Source organism: Gordonia phosphorivorans, assembly GCF_042432625.1.
Classification (GTDB): Bacteria; Actinomycetota; Actinomycetes; order Mycobacteriales; family Mycobacteriaceae; genus Gordonia; species Gordonia phosphorivorans.
Map to the genome: position 1 here is coordinate 170,721 of NZ_JBHLWV010000020.1, position 15,859 is coordinate 186,579.

The window sequence follows — 15,859 nt, forward strand, 5'->3', positions numbered from 1 at the left end:
GGCATGACCGAGTACGCAGACCTGACCGCTCAGCTGTTCGCTGACGGCCGCAGCCTCGACTCGGACAGCTCGGCCACGCTGCGGTCGGCGCTGGATGCGCTGACGGCGCAGCAGACCGACCCGAAGGTGCTCGGCGAGCTCCTCGAAGCGGTGCTGCTGGTGGGGCAGGGGCTGGATCTGGCCGAGGTGCTGCAGCGCATCACCGCGGTGGCGGCCTCGGTGCTCGACGCGCAGTACTGCGCGCTCGGCGTCCGGGGACCGCAGCGCGGCCTGCAGGCCTTCGTCTACACCGGGATCACGCCCGAGTTGCGCAGCAAGATGGGGCGCCTGCCGATCGGGCACGGGGTGCTGGGTGAACTGCTCGACCATCCCGAGGTGCTGCGCATCGAGCAACTGGGCGAGCACCCGGCCTCGGTCGGGTTTCCGCCGCACCACCCGCCGATGGACACCTTCCTCGGCGCGCCGATCATCGTGCGCGGCGAGCTGTTCGGCAGCATCTATCTGACCGAGAAGCTCACCGGCCCCCGGTTCACCGAGCAGGACGAACAGATCGTGTCGGTGCTCGCCGTCGCGGTGGGCATCGCGGTCGACAACGCGCGACTGTACGAGCGGCAGCTCACCCGACACCGGTGGATGGAGATCCTGGCCCATCGCGGTTCCGAGCCGATGGCGGGGGTCGCCCTGTCCGACACCCTCAACGGCCTGTGCGCCGACGTCGCCGCGCTCACCGGAGCCGTCGACGTGTTCATCGTGACCTCCGATCGCGGCGAACTGCAGTTGCACGGCCACACCGGGGCGCCGGTGGAGCCCAACGGCATCGCCTGGCCCGGCCTGGCCTTCAGCGTCAGCGAGGCCGACGGTGCCGATGCGGCCTGGATGCGGGGGCAGGCGCGGTGGAAGACCGCGCAGCCGATGCAGCGCACCCCCGGCGACTTCGGTGCGATCGTGCTGACCCACGCGACGCGGCCGGTGTGGGAGCCGGAGGAGGTCGCCGGGCTCACCGGGGTGGCCCGGGTCGCGGCGCTGGCCGTCGCCTACGCCGATCAGCAGCAACTGGCCCGGGACCTGGAGATGCTGGAGGACCGGCATCGCATCGCCCGCGACCTGCACGATCACGTGATTCAGCGGCTGTTCGCCATCGGGATGTCGCTGCAGACGATGCAGGCCGCCCCCGAGCAGGTGGAGTCGCGGCTGACGCAGGTGATCGACGATCTGGACACCACGATCGGCCAGATCCGCACGTCCATCTTCGACTTGCAGTCGGCCCAGCTGCGCGGCGGGCCGGTGACGCTGCGCCGCAAGGCCCTGGACGTGGTGGCCGAACTGGCTCGGCATGCACCCATCGTGCCCAGCGTCGCCTTCGTCGGCCCCGTCGACACCCTGGTGCCCAAGCGGCTGGCGCCGCACATCGAAGCGGTGCTGCGCGAAGGGCTGTCCAACGCGCTGCGGCATTCCGGCGGCGACCGGATCGGCGTGCGGATCGTCGCCGACGACGTGCTCACCGTGGAGATCTCCGACAACGGCGCAGGCATTCCGCCGCACGCGACCTACCGCGGCCTGAACAATCTGACCCGGCGGGCCGAGGAGTGCGACGGCAACTTCACGGTCGAATCGCGGCCGGGCGCAGGCACCATGCTCGTCTGGGAGGTACCGCTGCGGGCGGACTGACCGTTATCGGCCGAAGCGGAACCGCGTGCAGTCGGCCGGGAACGACGTCCAGGCCAACGCCCGCTCGGGCACGATCTGGCGCAGACCGCCGCCGTCGGCCCCGGACCACGCGTCCGCCTCCGGGTGGTAGTCGTCCCCGTGATACTTGGCGAAGGCCTCGGCCAGACGGGCCCCCAGGGTCGCCGGGTCGGCGCGGGTGGCCGTCGAGCGGCCCTCGACGATCACCACGTCGGTGCCGCTCTCCAGGGTGAGGGTGACGTGCGGATTGGCCTCGGTGTTGCGGGTGTGCCGGGTGGTGGGCGCACCGTCGTAGTAGAAACGACCGTCCAGCCACACGCCCCAGCGCGGAACACTGTGCGGACGCCCGTCCGGACGCACGCTGGCCAGCCAATAGTGTTTGGCCGCAACGAGTTTGGGTTCGACGTCGGCCCAGGTGAGGAGTCCGTCGGTGCTTTCCGGGAGTCCGTACCCGTCCGGGAACTCCGGGCGGTCCGCACTCGGCCCGGTCATCGTCCGCGCTCGCCGAGTTTGGTGGCCATCACCGCGACCTGCGTCCGACGCTGCATGTCGAGTTTCGCCAGGATGTGCGACACGTAGTTCTTGATGGTCTTCTCCGCCAGGAACATGCGCTCGGCGATCTGCCGATTGGTCAGGCCCTCGCCGATGAGGCGGAACACTTCGCGTTCCTGTCCGGTGAGATCGGCGAGCGGATCGGTCTCTTCCTTCTTGTCGTCGCGCAGCCGCGCCAGCAGCGCGGCGGTGCTGCGGTCGTCCAGCAGCGAGCCGCCCTGACCGATGGTGCGGACCGCGGTGATCAGGTTGTGGCCCAGGATCTGCTTGAGCACGAAGCCGGAGGCGCCGGCCATGACCGCGGCCAGGAGGGCGTCGTCGTCGGCGTAGCTGGTGAGCATCAGGGCCCGGACGTTCCGGTTGCGCGAGCGGATCTCCCGGCACAGTTCGACGCCGTTGCCGTCGGGCAGGCGGACGTCGAGAACCGCCACGTCCGGGGCGGTGGCCTCGATCCCGGTCACGGCCTCGGCGACGGTGGCGGCTTCGCCCACGATCTGCAGGTCACCGGCGGTGCCGAGCAGGTCGCGTAGACCGCGCCGAACCAGTTCGTGGTCGTCGACCAGGTAGACGCGCACCGGGGTGGAATCAGTGGTGGGAGGCGGTGTGGACATGCCTCGAATCTACCGCAGGTCCCGGGTGCGACCGCGACGTCGGGCCCGGACGGTTCGGGTCCTTCGACGGTGGGAACCCCCGGCGGGCCGGGACACGATGGAAGCCATGACCACGTTGATGACAAAGAACATGAGCGGTTCGGATCTCCTGCGTGAACTGCTGCCGGTCTGCGAGACCGAAGTGGAACGGCACATGAAGATGACCCGCGACTGGCACCCGCACGACTACGTGCCGTGGGACGACGGCCGCAACTTCGCCATGCTCGGCGGCATCGACTGGGATCCGGAGCAGTCGCAGCTGTCCGAGACCGCCAAGGCCGCGATGATCACCAACCTGCTGACCGAGGACAACCTGCCGTCCTACCACCGGGTGATCGCCGACAACTTCAGCCTCGACGACGCCTGGGGCTTCTGGGTGGGCCGCTGGACGGCCGAGGAGATGCGGCATTCGATCGTGATGCGCGACTACCTGGTGGTTACGCGCGGGGTGGATCCGGTGGAGCTGGAAGAGATCCGCATGCAGCACATGACCGGCGGCTTCAACCCGCTGCCCAACGACGACGGCCAGCGCGACCACAGCTTCGACATGCTCTTCGCGGTCACCTACGTCTCGTTCCAAGAACTCGCGACCCGCGTCAGCCACCGCAACACCGGCAAGGCCTGCGGCGACCCGATCGCCGACCGGATGCTCCAGCGGGTGGCCGCCGACGAGAACCTGCACATGCTCTTCTACCGGAACATCGTCGCCGGCGCCCTGGACCTGGTGCCCGACGAGGCGATGGCGGCGATCTACGGCATCGTCGCGAACTTCCAGATGCCCGGCGCCTCCATGCCGAACTTCCGTCGCAACGCGGTCCTCATCGCCAAGGGCGGCATCTACGACCTGCCTCAGCACATGGAGGAGGTCATCATGCCGGTGCTGCGCAAGTGGCGCATCTTCGAGCGCACCGACTTCGGTCCGCTCGGCGAGATGTACCGGGAGAAGCTCGCCGAGTTCCTGGAGGAGATGAACGTGAAGGTGGGCAAGTTCGAGGCAGCGCGCGAACGCGCCCTCGCCCGCGAACGCGCTCGCCTCGCCTGACCGGATGGCCGGATGGTCGCTTCGGGGCAGCCAGTAGGATTCCGGGCATGGGCGAAGGACATTATCTCGCGGGCCTGGACCTGCGCGGACGCAAAGTGGTGGTGGTCGGCGGCGGGTCCGTCGCGCAGCGGCGGCTGCCCAACCTGATCGCAGCCGGGGCGGACGTGCACGTGATCGCGGTCGACCCGCGACCCACCGTCGAAGCCGAACCGGCGATCACCGTGCACCGCCGGGCCTGGGCCGAGGGTGACCTCGCCGAGGCCTGGTACGCGATGGCCTGCACCGACGACCCGGCGGTGAACGAAGCGGTGGTCGCCGAGGCCAGTGCGCGCCGGATCTTCTGTGTCCGCGCCGACGAGGCCCGCCGCGGCACCGCGGTGACCCCGGCGTCCGGGCGGCACGACGGCCTGCAGTTCGGTGTCCTCGCCGGCGGCGACCATCGACGCAGCGCCGCCACCCGCGCGGCCATCAACGTCGCGCTGGCCGAAGGGACCGCGCTGACCGCGGCCGCGGCCACCCCGCACACACCCGGCGTCGCCCTCGTCGGCGGCGGCCCCGGCGACCCCGACCTCATCACGGTGCGCGGCCGGCGTCTGCTGGCCCAGGCCGAGGTGGTGGTGGCCGACCGTCTGGCGCCCGGCGCGCTGCTCGACGAGTTGGGCCCGCACGTGGAGGTGATCGACGCCGCCAAGGTGCCGTACGGCCGGGCCATCCGGCAGGAGAAGATCAACGAGATCCTGGTCGAGCGGGCCCGCGCCGGCAAGTTCGTGGTGCGGCTCAAGGGCGGTGACCCCTTCGTCTTCGGTCGCGGCTTCGAGGAACTGGAGGCCTGCGTGGCCGCCGGTGTCCCGGTGACCGTGGTGCCCGGCATCACCTCTCCGATCGCCGCGCCCGCGCTGGCCGGGATCCCGGTGACGCACCGCGGGGTCACCCACGAGGTGGTGATCGTCTCCGGGCACGTGGCGCCCGGACATCCGGACTCGCTGACCGACTGGTCGGCGCTGGCCAAGCTGAGCGGCACCCTGGTGCTGATGATGGCGGTGCAGCGACTGGACGCGTTCGCGCAGGCGCTGATGGACGGCGGCAAGGCCGGTGATACGCCGGTGGCCTTGATCGAGAACGCCTCGCGGCCGGATCAGCGGTTGATCCGCACCGACCTGGCCGGCGCGGCGGCCACCGCCGCCGCCGAGCAGCTGGTGCCGCCGGCGATCGTGGTGATCGGTCCGGTGGCCGGTCTCGACCCGCAGGAGGGCGAGTCGGCATGACTGCTCGCGTGGTGGGAGCGGTCTCCGGACTGATCCTTCTGGCCGCAGCGATCGGCGCCTGGTGGGTGTCGCCGGTGCTGACCGCTGTACTGGTGGCGATCGCGGTGGTGATCATGACCGCCTGGCAGCTCTACCGCCGGGGCAACGGCATCGAGCCCGCGGCGCAGAACATGTGGACGGTCTACATCTGGCCGCTCACCTTCGGCGCGCTCGCGGTGATCGCACTCAACGGCTGGATCTACCGGATCTCGTCGGACGCCGGTGGCGAGTCGGGTCAGCTGGGCACCCTCATCGGCTTGGCCACCGGTGTGGTCGGCATGGCCGGGGCCTACGGCTACGGACGCGTGCGCGCCCAGAAGGTGCAGGTGGCCGAGCAGAAGTACGGCGCCGACCGGACCGAGGAGCCCGAGGACGACGAGGACGGCGAGGCCGAGGTCGCGCAGGACTGGTTCTTCCCCCAGCAGCAGTAGCGCGGCGGCGAGCGCCGCCGCGGCGGTTCAGTCCGTGACGACGGTGATCTGGGTCGACGAGGTGATCTCCACCCGCTGACCAGCGTCGGAGAGCACCGCGGCGAGCTTGTCGATGTCGCCGACCTTGGCGCGCGTGGTCACCAGGTCGCGCGCGATCAGGCCCTTGTAGTGCTTGTTGAAGTGACTGACCACCGAGCGGGAGCCGTCGGCGGCCTCGGTGACGACGGTCGCGGTGACGGCTCCGCGGACCGGGCCGAGGCCCAGATAGGCGCCCGACCGCAGATCGACGACGAAATCGTCGAGAGCCTCCAGCGCGGGGGCCAGCACCGGCTTCCACACCGAGGCGAGGGTGCCGAAACCGGGCAGCTTGGATCCGCCGGAGAGGCGGTAGGCGGGGATCGGATCGGCGGCCGACACCACGCCGAACAGCGCCGAACCGATCATCAGGCGCTCGGCGGCCTTGGCCTTGCTCGCCCGCGTCATGCTCGGATAGTCCAGGGCGTCGTAGAGCACCCCGGTGTACCGCGTGATCGCCGGCCGGGTGGGGGAGACGAACAGTTCGGCGTTGCGATCGACCTCGGCCAGCTGGGTCTTGCCCAGGCCCAACGCGCGTTGGGAGGCGTCCAGGTCGGCGGCCAGGGTCACGAGCGCGTCGGCCACCCGACGACGGGTGTCCGTCAGTTCGGGCAGCGACAATCGGTCCAGCGACAGGGGCTCACCGGCGCCGCCGTCGGACTTGGTTTCGGAGGGCGGAAGGATCACAAGCACCCGAACACCGTAGCGAGGCGGGACGGCGACTACGCTGACCACCTGTGATCACGCGTATGTCCTCCCTGTTTCTGCGCACCCTGCGCGACGACCCCGCCGATGCGGAAGTGCCCAGCCACAAACTGCTGGTCCGGGCCGGTTACATCCGCCGCGCCGCCCCCGGTATCTACAGCTGGCTGCCGCTGGGGCTGAAGGTGTACCGCAACCTGGAGAACATCGTGCGCCAGGAGATGGACGCGATGGGCGGCCAGGAGATCCTGCTGCCGGCGCTGCTGCCGCGCGACCCGTACGAGACCTCGGGGCGCTGGACCGAATACGGCGACAACCTGTTCCGTCTGCAGGACCGCAAGGGCAACGACATGCTGCTCGGCCCGACGCACGAGGAACTGTTCACCCAGCTGGTCAAGGGCGAGTACAGCTCCTACAAGGATCTTCCGGTGATCCTGTACCAGATCCAGACCAAGTACCGCGACGAGGAGCGTCCCCGCGCCGGTCTGCTGCGCGGCCGCGAGTTCGTGATGAAGGACTCCTACTCGTTCGACGTCGACGACGCCGGGCTCGAACATGCCTACCAGCTGCACCGCTCGGCCTACCAGCGGATCTTCGATCGGCTGGGCGTCAAGTACGTGATCGTGGCCGCCACCTCCGGCGCCATGGGCGGCAGCGCCTCCGAAGAGTTCCTAGCCGAGTGCGAGGTGGGCGAGGACACCTTCGTCCGCAGCACCGAGTCCGAGTACGCGGCCAACGTCGAGGCCGTCGTGACGCCGGCGCCGCCGGCCCGTCCGGTCGACGGTCTGCCCGCGCCGGTGGTGTACGAGACCGGCGACACGCCCACCATCGACACCCTGGTGGCCTGGGCCAACGAGACCCTCGACGGCGAGTACACCGCCGCCGACACCCTCAAGAACGTGATGGTCAAGATCCGCAGGCCGGGCGAGGACTGGGAGATCACCGCGATCGCCGTGCCGGGTGATCGGGAGGTGGACTTCAAGCGCTTGGAGGCCGCCGTCGAGCCCGGCGACGTGGAACTGCTGACCGATGCCGACTTCGCGGCCAACCCGGCGCTGGTGCGCGGCTACATCGGCCCGGTGGGCGTGCAGGCCGCGGGCTTCACCTACCTGGCCGATCCGCGCGTGGTGACCGGTACGTCGTGGATCACCGGTGCCGACGAGGCGGGCAAACACGTGGTCGGCCTGGTCGCGGGGCGCGACTTCACGCCGGACGGTGTGATCGAGGCCGCCGAGGTGCGCGCCGGCGACCCGTCGCCGGACGGCCGCGGCGTGCTGGAGACCGCGCGCGGCATCGAGATCGGTCACATCTTCCAGTTGGGTCGCAAGTACGCCGACGCCTTCGGTCTGGACGTGCTCGGCGAGAACGGCAAGCCGGTGCGGGTCACCATGGGCTCCTACGGCCTGGGCGTGTCGCGGCTGGTCGCGGTGCTCGCCGAGCAGCTGCACGACGAGAAGGGTCTGGCCTGGCCGCGCGGGGTGGCGCCGTTCGACGTGCACCTGGTGATCGCCAACAAGGACGAGGCCGCCGTCGCCGGCGCCCAGGAACTGGCCACGCAGCTCGACGCGGCCGGCCTGGAGCTGCTGTTCGACGATCGCAAGGCGTCGCCGGGCGTGAAGTTCAAGGACGCCGAGCTGCTCGGCATGCCCACCGTCGTGGTGGTCGGTCGCGGCTGGGCCGACGGCACCGTGGAGATCCGCGACCGCCGCACCGGCGAGGCCACCGCGGTGCCGATCGCGGAGGCCGTCGACGCGGTGCTCGCGGCGGTGCGCGCCTAGCGGCATTCCGAGGTCGGTTCGGCGCCGTTCGGCCAGAAAGTGTCGAAAAGCGCGGGGTCCGCGGGCATATTGCCCGCGGACCCCCCGCTTTTCAGCACTTTTCAACGTGCAGGGGTCGAGTTCGAGGGGTCGAGTCCACGGTGGTGCCCGGCCGAGGGTTCACGGTCGGCAGCTGCGAGTCGATCGGGATCAGGATCGACTGCCAGGATCTACTGCTGGGCGGCGCCGGGGAACGCCGTGGTCACCGGGCTGGTGCCCAGCGCCCCACGCCAGTGCGCGGCGCGGAGCGCGCACGCGGTGAGACCGTCCACCGCGCGCACGCGCAGCTCCGGTGTGTCGACCTGCTCGGCCATCGCCCGGAAGGCGCGGGCACATTCGGTCTCCGCCGCAAGCAGGGCGGTGGCGGCCGATTCGGGCCCGGTCACCTCCACCGGGAGGCGGTAGCCGGCGGCCGCCCGCCGTTCCGGTGCGCCCAGCGCCACCAGGTCGTCGTTCAGTTCGTCGCGCCGGACCCGGTGTGCGGCGACGTATTCGCCGACCGCGGCGCGATCACCGGAGCCGATGAAGGCGGTGGTCACGCCGTAGGTGAAGATCGCCGCGTTCTCCGCGTCGATCGCGTTCTCGAGTGCTGCCACGGAAGTCATCGCGGTCACCCCTCTCCCAGTTGGATCTCGCGCAACGCGGTGCAGGAGGCGCTGACCGAGGCCAGCAGCCCGGCGCGGAAACCGTCCGCGGCCGCCGCACCCGCCGACGCCGCAATGGCGGCCCGACTCAGCCCGGTGCGCAGGGCCTCGAGCGTCAGGCCGGTGGTGCCGGCGCCGGCCGGAACGGCGATCCCGGAGGCCGCCGGCGCGTGGAGTCGATTGATCTCGTCGGTGAGCGCCTCGGCGTGAGCGCCGCGCTCGACGGCGACCTGCCCGAGGGCCGCCGCATAGGCGGTCTCGCGCGGTGCGAGTTGCTCGGCCTGCCTGCGTTGCAGATCGGCCGCCTGCACCAGCGGGACCAGGGCCTCGGCGGCGCGTTGCCGGTCCGAGACGGGTGGTGTGCACGCCGCGACCGACGTACCCGCGGCGACCGCGACGGACAGGGCGGCACCGCCCCGCAGAACGGTACGGCGAGAGACGGCGGTCGGGGGAGGGCCAGCGGCGCGAGCGGTCACATCGCCCGATTCTGCCAGCCGCCCGCATCGACTAAGGTGAAAGGTCCGTGCAGCGGCCCTCCGGCCCCGCCACGACCGCCCGAAGAGGAGATGCAGTGACGACCAACAGTGGCCGCTCCGCGACCGCAGCGTCGGTCGAGGGGATCGAGCGTGTGATCGGTCCGGTCCTGCAGGAAGCGGGCTACGACCTCGAGGAACTGACCGCGGGTGCTGCCGGCCCGACGCGGGCCGTGCGCATTCTCGTCGATCGGGACGGCGGCATCGGACTCGACGAACTGGCCGAGGTGTCTCGCACGCTGTCGGCCGCGCTCGACGAGGCCGACCTGTGGGGTGAGCAGGCCTACGATCTCGAGGTGAGCACCCCGGGCATCGGGCGGCCCCTCACCGCGCCCCGGCACTGGCGGCGGGCTCGTGGCCGCAAGGTGTCGGTGCGGACCGGCGGCGACGCGACGACGACGGTGCTCGGCCGGATCGGGGACAGCGACGACGAGTCGGTGACCCTGGTGCACAACAACAAGGGCCGCATGAGCACCACCACGATCCGGTTGGCCGACATCGACCGCGCCGTGATCGAGGTGGACTTCACTCGGCCCGGTGAAGCCGAGCTGCGCCGCTGCGGGATCGACGACGACGAGATCGCTCGCCGTCGGACCCCCGCCACCTGACTCGCCGGACCCCCCTCGGTATCCAGTCCCCCCAGTAACCAGTCCCGCAATACCCACAATTCCATCCGACAAGCGAATAGGAGTCGCCACCATGCACATCGACGTCACCGCATTGCGGCTGATCGAAGCCGAGAAGGGTATCCCCGCCGATACCGTCATCACCGCCATCGAGACGGCGCTGCTCACGGCCTACCGGCACACCGACAATTACGCCGCGCACGCCCGCATCGACATCGACCGCAAGTCGGGACAGGTGCGCGTCATGGCGCAGGAGCGGGACGAAGACGGCTCGCTGGTGCACGAGTGGGACGACACCCCCGAGGGCTTCGGCCGTATCGCCGCGACCACCGCGCGCCAGGTGATCCTGCAACGCCTGCGGGATGCGGAGAACGAGAAACAGTTCGGTGAGCTCGTCGCTCACGAGGGCGAGATCGTGGCCGGCGTGGTGCAGGCCGATGCGCGTGCCAAGGCGAAGGGCCTGGTGGTGGTCGAGATCGGCACCGAGGGCAATGTCACCGAGGGCGTGATCCCGCCCGCCGAGCAGGTGCCCGGCGAGGACCTGCAGCACGGCGACCGAGTCAAGTGCTACGTGATCGGGGTGGCCCGCGGGATCCGCGGACCGCAGATCACCCTCTCGCGCACCCACCCGAACCTGGTGCGCAAGCTGTTCGCTCTGGAGGTGCCGGAGATCGCCGACAACTCCGTGGAGATCGTCGCGGTGGCCCGGGAGGCCGGACACCGCTCCAAGATCGCGGTGCACACCCGCCTGGCCGAGCTCAACGCCAAGGGCGCCTGCATCGGACCGATGGGTCAGCGCGTGCGCAACGTGATGAGCGAACTCGGCGGCGAGAAGATCGACATCATCGACTACTCGCCGGACCCGGCCGAGTTCGTCGGCCATGCGCTGTCGCCGGCCAAGGTGGTCTCGGTGGAGGTGGTCGACGAAGAGATGCGCGCGGCTCGCGTGGTGGTTCCCGACTACCAGCTCTCCCTGGCGATCGGTAAGGAGGGGCAGAACGCGCGTCTGGCGGCGCGTCTGACCGGCTGGCGTATCGACATCCGTTCGGACGCGGAGACCGCCGAACCGGCGGCCCCGACCGCGGACGAGTCCGATGGCGCGCGAACGGCCGCGAATGAGCTAGACTGATCGGTGGTTCTTCCAGAGTCGACACATCCGATCCGCATGTGCGTGGGCTGCCGTCAACGCAGTCCACAGTCCATGCTGGTCCGGATGGCGGTGAATACGGCATCAGAGTTGGTGATCGATCACCGGAAGAACCTGCCGGGACGAGGTGCCTGGCTGCATCCGTCGGAGTCCTGTGTGACGACGGCGGTGCGGCGGCGGGCATTCGGACCGGCGCTCCGGGTGCAGGGGCTGACCGTGCAACCGGAAGACCTCGCCGAGATTTTCGACGAGGCGCCATAGGGGCTCCGCAGGGAGCCAGGACAGGTGAGTAGAAGACATGAGCACACCGTGAAGTCGCCACGATGAGCATGTTGGTTCAATAACCCGAGGCCGTAGCGGATGCCCGCTCGGCCTCCAAGTGAGGAGAGCAGTGGCAGGCAAGGCCCGCGTCCACGAATTGGCCAAGGAACTCGGCGTCACCAGCAAAGCAGTGCTGGAACGTCTGAAGGACCAGGGAGAATTCGTCAAATCCGCGTCGTCGACAGTTGAGGCCCCGGTGGCCCGTCGACTCCGCGAGTCTTTCGCCCCCGCAAAGGATGCGGGTGGCAGTACTACGGCGGCGACGCCGACCAAGGCGGCAGCGTCGCCCGGTCCGAAGTCGACCGCCCCCAAGTCGTCGGGCCCCAAGCCCGGCGCTCCGAAGCCCGGTGCTCCCAAGCCCGGCGCCCCGGCCCCGGCCCCGGCCGCACCCGCGGCTTCCGCTCCGGCGGCTCCCGCGGCTCCGGCCCCGGCGGCCGCCGAGAAGCCGGCCGCACCGTCGCCCAAGCCGGGCGCTCCCAAGCCGGCCGCTGCCAGTGCACCGGCTGCTCCGGAGGCTCCCGCAGCACCCGCGGCACCCGCGCCTCGGCCGGGCCCGCGTCCGATGCCCCGCGCACCGCGCGTGGGCAACAACCCGTACTCGTCCACTCCGGCACCCGCGCCGCGGCCCCAGGGCCCGCGTCCGGGTCCCGGTCAGGCCGGTCCGCGTCCGGGCGGTGGCCGTCCGGCCCCGTCGGGTCGTCCGGCGGCCGGTCCCGGTGGTCCGCGGCCCAGCCCGGGCAGCATGCCTCCGCGCCCGAGCCCCGGTGCGATGCCCGCACGCGCGGCTCGTCCGGATGCCCGTCCCGGCGGCCGCGGTGGCGCCGGACGTGGCGGTCCCGGTGGCGGCGGCGGCGGTTACCGGGGTGGCCCCGGTGGCGGCGGTACCGGCGCACCCGCAGCGGGCGGCGGCTTCCGCGGTCGTCCCGGTGGTGGCGGCGGCCCGCGCGGTCGCGGCGGAACAGCCGGCGCCTTCGGTCGTCCCGGCGGTGCGCCGCGTAAGGGACGCAAGTCGAAGCGGCAGAAGCGGCAAGAGTACGACTCGATGCAGGCTCCGGCCGTCGGCGGCGTTCGTCTGCCGCACGGCAACGGCGCGGTCATCCGCCTCGCTCGCGGTGCCTCGCTGTCGGACTTCGCCGACAAGATCGACGCCAACCCGGCCTCGCTGGTCCAGGCGCTGTTCAACCTCGGCGAGATGGTCACGGCCACCGAGTCGGTGAACGACGAGACGCTGGAGCTCCTGGGCTCGGAGATGAACTACGTCGTCCAGGTCGTCAGCCCCGAGGACGAGGATCGCGAGCTCCTGGAGAGCTTCGACCTCACCTACGGCGAGGACGAGGGCGACGAAGAGGATCTCGCGCAGCGTCCGCCGGTGGTGACCGTCATGGGTCACGTCGACCACGGTAAGACCCGACTGCTCGACACCATCCGTAAGGAGAACGTCGGCGCGGGCGAGGCCGGTGGCATCACGCAGCACATCGGTGCCTACCAGGTCAACACCCAGCTCAACGGCGAGGATCGTCTGGTCACCTTCATCGATACCCCGGGTCACGAGGCGTTCACCGCCATGCGTGCCCGCGGTGCGAAGGCCACCGATATCGCGATCCTGGTGGTGGCGGCCGACGACGGCGTCATGCCGCAGACGGTCGAAGCCGTGAACCACGCGCAGGCGGCCGACGTGCCGGTTGTCGTCGCGGTGAACAAGATCGACAAGGAAGGCGCCGACCCGGCCAAGATTCGCGGTCAGCTCACCGAGTACGGCCTGGTGCCCGAGGAATACGGTGGCGACACCATGTTCGTGGACATCTCGGCCAAGCAGGGCACCAACATCGAGCAGCTGCTCGAAGCGGTCCTGCTGACCGCCGACGCGTCGCTCGATCTGCGGGCCAACCCGGACATGGATGCCCAGGGCGTCTCGATCGAGGCGCACCTGGACCGCGGTCGCGGTCCGGTGGCCACGGTGCTCATCCAGCGCGGTACCCTCCGCGTCGGCGACTCGATCGTCGCCGGCGACGCCTACGGTCGCGTTCGTCGCATGGTCGACGAGCACGGCGAGGACGTCCTGGAGGCCTACCCGTCGCGTCCGGTCCAGGTCATCGGCTTCACGTCGGTGCCCGGTGCGGGCGACAACGTGCTGGTGGTCGAGGAGGATCGCATCGCCCGGCAGATCGCCGACCGGCGCAGCGCGCGTAAGCGCAACGCTCTGGCCGCGCGCAGCCGCAAGCGGATCAGCCTGGAAGATCTGGATTCGGCGCTGAAGGAGACCAGCCAGCTGAACCTGATCCTCAAGGGCGACAACTCCGGTACGGTCGAGGCCCTCGAAGAGGCGCTGATGCAGATCGAGATCGACGACGAGGTGCAGTTGCGCATCATCGATCGTGGTGTCGGCGGCGTCACCGAGACCAACGTCAACCTGGCGGCGGCCTCGGATGCCATCATCATCGGCTTCAACGTGCGTGCGGAGGGCAAGGCCACCGAGCTGGCCAACCGCGAGGGCGTCGAGATCCGCTACTACTCGATCATCTACAAGGCGATCGAGGAGATCGAGGCGGCTCTCAAGGGCATGCTCAAGCCGATCTACGAAGAGGTCGAGCTGGGCCGCACCGAGATCCGGGCGATCTTCAAGTCGTCCAAGGTCGGCAACATCGCCGGCTGCATGGTGCAGTCCGGAGTGGTCCGTCGCAACGCGAAGGCACGCTTGCTGCGTGACAACGTGGTCATCGCCGAGAACCTCACGGTCTCGTCGCTGCGTCGGGAGAAGGACGACGTCACCGAGGTCCGCGAGGGCTTCGAGTGCGGTCTGACCTTGACCTACTCCGACATCAAGGTCGGCGACATCATCGAGAACTACGAGATGGTGGAGAAGGCGCGAAGCTGATGGTCGACCACGCACGGGCCGCACGGCTCGCCAAGCGGATCTCGACGATCGTCGCCTCGGCGATCGGCACCGAGATCAAGGACCCGCGGCTGGCCCACGTGACAGTCACCGACTGTCGGGTCACCGGGGACCTGCACGACGCAACGGTGTTCTACACGGTGATGGGCGCGTCGGTCGACGACGAGCCCGACGTGGCCGAAGCGGAGGCCGGACTGGCCGCCGCGACCGGTGCCCTGCGCTCCCTGGTGGGCGCCGGGACCGGGGTACGGTTCACGCCCACCCTGCGGTTCGAGCTCGACACGGTCCCGGATGCGACCCGGGCGATGGATGAACTCCTCGCTCGGGCTCGCGCCCAGGACGAGCTCGTCGCGCGTGCGGCCAAGGACGCCACCCCGGCCGGGGACACCGATCCCTACCGGCACGATGAGGACGAAGACTCCTCCGGTGGCGACGAAGCCGAGGCGCGCGGGTGAACCCTGCCTCAGCAATGGAGATCGCCGACGTCTTGCGAAAGACGTCGGCGGTTTCCATCCTCAGTCATATCCGACCGGATGCCGACACCATCGGCAGCGCCCTGGCCCTGGGCCTGGCGCTGCGGGCACGGGGCGTGTCGGTATCGGTCTCGTTCCCCGGTCCGGAACAACTGCCCGAAACACTGCGACAGTTGCCCGGCGCCGAATTGATCGTCGACGATGCGAAACTGTCGGCGGCCCCGGTGGCGGTGGCCGTCGACGCGGCCACCCTCGAACGACTCGGGGGATTGGCCGCGGTGTTCACCGCGTCGGAGACCACCGTGTGCATCGATCATCACGTGTCCAACGACGGTTTCGCCGACCTGGATCTGATCGACGCCACCGCCGATTGCACGGCGGTGCTGGTGCTCGACGTGCTCGACGCACTCGAGGTCGAACTCACCAAGGACATCGCCACCTGCCTGTACGCGGGGCTGGTCACCGACACCGGTTCGTTCAAGTGGGCGCGGCCGGCCTCGTTCGTGGTGGCCGGTCGGTTGACGGCGGCCGGAGTGGACTCGGCCTACTGGAGCCGGGTGCTGATGGACTCGCATCCGTTCGGGTGGTTCGCGATGGTCTCGGCGGTGCTCGCCACCGCCCAGCTCGACGAAACCGCTTGCGGGGGAGCAGGTCTGGCCTACGCGGTGGTCGACGCACAGCAGATGGCCCCGATGGCGTGGGAGGACGGCGAGAGCGTCGTCGACATCGTGCGTACCGCGCGCGAGGCCGACGTGACGGCCGTCTTCAAGGAGAGCGTCCCCGGTCGCTGGAACGTCTCGCTGCGCAGCAAGTCCACCGTCGACCTGGTGCCGATCGCGCGGTCGCTCGGCGGCGGCGGGCACACCCGCGCCGCGGGCTACAGCGATGAGGGCACTGCCGACGAGGTTGTCGCGCGGCTGCGCGCCGCGCTGTAGCCGCCGCCGTGTCGACCGGCTTCGCCAA

At 70.2% G+C, this 15,859-nt stretch carries 16 protein-coding genes; 11 read left to right on the top strand and 5 right to left on the bottom strand.

Features of this window, described 5'->3' with window-relative positions:
• The first annotated feature begins 3 nt into the window (after positions 1-3).
• A complete protein-coding gene (locus tag ACFFJD_RS10010) occupies positions 4-1,668 on the top strand; it encodes a GAF domain-containing sensor histidine kinase (RefSeq protein WP_382363658.1) in 1,665 nt (554 codons plus the stop codon).
• 3 nt (positions 1,669-1,671) lie between these two features.
• Here ACFFJD_RS10010 and ACFFJD_RS10015 read toward each other — a convergent pair whose 3' ends face one another.
• Both ACFFJD_RS10015 and ACFFJD_RS10020 read right to left on the bottom strand, forming a co-directional pair.
• Positions 1,672-2,178 carry a pyridoxamine 5'-phosphate oxidase family protein gene (locus ACFFJD_RS10015; RefSeq protein ID WP_382363660.1) on the bottom strand — a complete coding sequence of 169 codons (507 nt, stop codon included), beginning with the start codon at positions 2,176-2,178 and terminating at the stop codon, positions 1,672-1,674.
• On the bottom strand, positions 2,175-2,849 hold the full coding sequence (locus ACFFJD_RS10020) for a response regulator (protein ID WP_382363662.1): 675 nt from the start codon (positions 2,847-2,849) through the stop codon (positions 2,175-2,177). Before ACFFJD_RS10020 ends, ACFFJD_RS10015 begins: the two co-directional genes overlap by 4 nt.
• A 106-nt stretch (positions 2,850-2,955) precedes the next feature.
• Between ACFFJD_RS10020 and ACFFJD_RS10025 the strand changes: the two genes are divergently transcribed.
• From ACFFJD_RS10025 to ACFFJD_RS10035, 3 genes are read left to right on the top strand one after another with little or no spacing between them, the layout of a single operon-like run.
• Positions 2,956-3,930: an acyl-ACP desaturase gene (locus ACFFJD_RS10025; RefSeq protein ID WP_382363664.1), complete on the top strand. Its 975-nt coding sequence runs from the start codon at positions 2,956-2,958 to the stop codon at positions 3,928-3,930.
• Positions 3,931-3,977: 47 nt separating this feature from the next.
• Positions 3,978-5,195, top strand: coding sequence for a uroporphyrinogen-III C-methyltransferase (cobA, locus tag ACFFJD_RS10030; RefSeq protein WP_382363666.1), 1,218 nt, complete (start codon positions 3,978-3,980; stop codon positions 5,193-5,195).
• Positions 5,192-5,665 carry a hypothetical protein gene (locus ACFFJD_RS10035; protein ID WP_382363668.1) on the top strand — a complete coding sequence of 158 codons (474 nt, stop codon included), beginning with the start codon at positions 5,192-5,194 and terminating at the stop codon, positions 5,663-5,665. The genes cobA and ACFFJD_RS10035 overlap by 4 nt, the downstream gene beginning before the upstream one ends.
• A 27-nt stretch (positions 5,666-5,692) precedes the next feature.
• Here the strand turns inward: ACFFJD_RS10035 and yaaA are convergent, their stop codons facing one another.
• Complete coding sequence (gene yaaA, locus ACFFJD_RS10040; RefSeq protein ID WP_382363670.1) at positions 5,693-6,433, bottom strand: peroxide stress protein YaaA; 741 nt, start codon at positions 6,431-6,433, stop codon at positions 5,693-5,695.
• A 56-nt stretch (positions 6,434-6,489) separates the two neighbouring features.
• Between yaaA and ACFFJD_RS10045 the strand changes: the two genes are divergently transcribed.
• On the top strand, positions 6,490-8,220 hold the full coding sequence (locus ACFFJD_RS10045) for a proline--tRNA ligase (protein ID WP_382363672.1): 1,731 nt from the start codon (positions 6,490-6,492) through the stop codon (positions 8,218-8,220).
• A 209-nt stretch (positions 8,221-8,429) separates the two neighbouring features.
• Here ACFFJD_RS10045 and ACFFJD_RS10050 read toward each other — a convergent pair whose 3' ends face one another.
• Both ACFFJD_RS10050 and ACFFJD_RS10055 read right to left on the bottom strand, forming a co-directional pair.
• Positions 8,430-8,864, bottom strand: a complete 435-nt coding sequence (locus ACFFJD_RS10050) for a ferritin-like domain-containing protein (protein WP_382363673.1) — start codon at positions 8,862-8,864, stop codon at positions 8,430-8,432.
• Between the two features lie 5 nt (positions 8,865-8,869).
• Complete coding sequence (locus tag ACFFJD_RS10055; RefSeq protein WP_382363675.1) at positions 8,870-9,379, bottom strand: hypothetical protein; 510 nt, start codon at positions 9,377-9,379, stop codon at positions 8,870-8,872.
• Between the two features lie 95 nt (positions 9,380-9,474).
• On the opposite strand from ACFFJD_RS10055, the gene rimP reads away from it, so the two are divergent.
• The 6 genes from rimP (at position 9,475) to ACFFJD_RS10085 (ending at position 15,831) form a co-directional block, all read left to right on the top strand.
• Positions 9,475-10,044, top strand: a complete 570-nt coding sequence (rimP, locus tag ACFFJD_RS10060) for a ribosome maturation factor RimP (protein WP_382363677.1) — start codon at positions 9,475-9,477, stop codon at positions 10,042-10,044.
• Between the two features lie 91 nt (positions 10,045-10,135).
• The gene (gene nusA, locus ACFFJD_RS10065) at positions 10,136-11,191 is read left to right on the top strand and encodes a transcription termination factor NusA (RefSeq protein WP_382363679.1); all 1,056 of its coding nucleotides are present in this window, start codon (positions 10,136-10,138) and stop codon (positions 11,189-11,191) included.
• 84 nt (positions 11,192-11,275) lie between these two features.
• The gene (locus ACFFJD_RS10070) at positions 11,276-11,470 is read left to right on the top strand and encodes a YlxR family protein (protein WP_382363681.1); all 195 of its coding nucleotides are present in this window, start codon (positions 11,276-11,278) and stop codon (positions 11,468-11,470) included.
• A gap of 130 nt (positions 11,471-11,600) precedes the next feature.
• Complete coding sequence (infB, locus tag ACFFJD_RS10075) at positions 11,601-14,405, top strand: translation initiation factor IF-2 (RefSeq protein WP_382363683.1); 2,805 nt, start codon at positions 11,601-11,603, stop codon at positions 14,403-14,405.
• Positions 14,405-14,878, top strand: coding sequence for a 30S ribosome-binding factor RbfA (gene rbfA, locus ACFFJD_RS10080; RefSeq protein ID WP_382363685.1), 474 nt, complete (start codon positions 14,405-14,407; stop codon positions 14,876-14,878). Before infB ends, rbfA begins: the two co-directional genes overlap by 1 nt.
• Entirely contained in the window at positions 14,875-15,831 is a 957-nt protein-coding gene (locus ACFFJD_RS10085) for a DHH family phosphoesterase (protein ID WP_382363687.1), read from the top strand. Before rbfA ends, ACFFJD_RS10085 begins: the two co-directional genes overlap by 4 nt.
• Positions 15,832-15,859 lie beyond the last annotated feature (28 nt).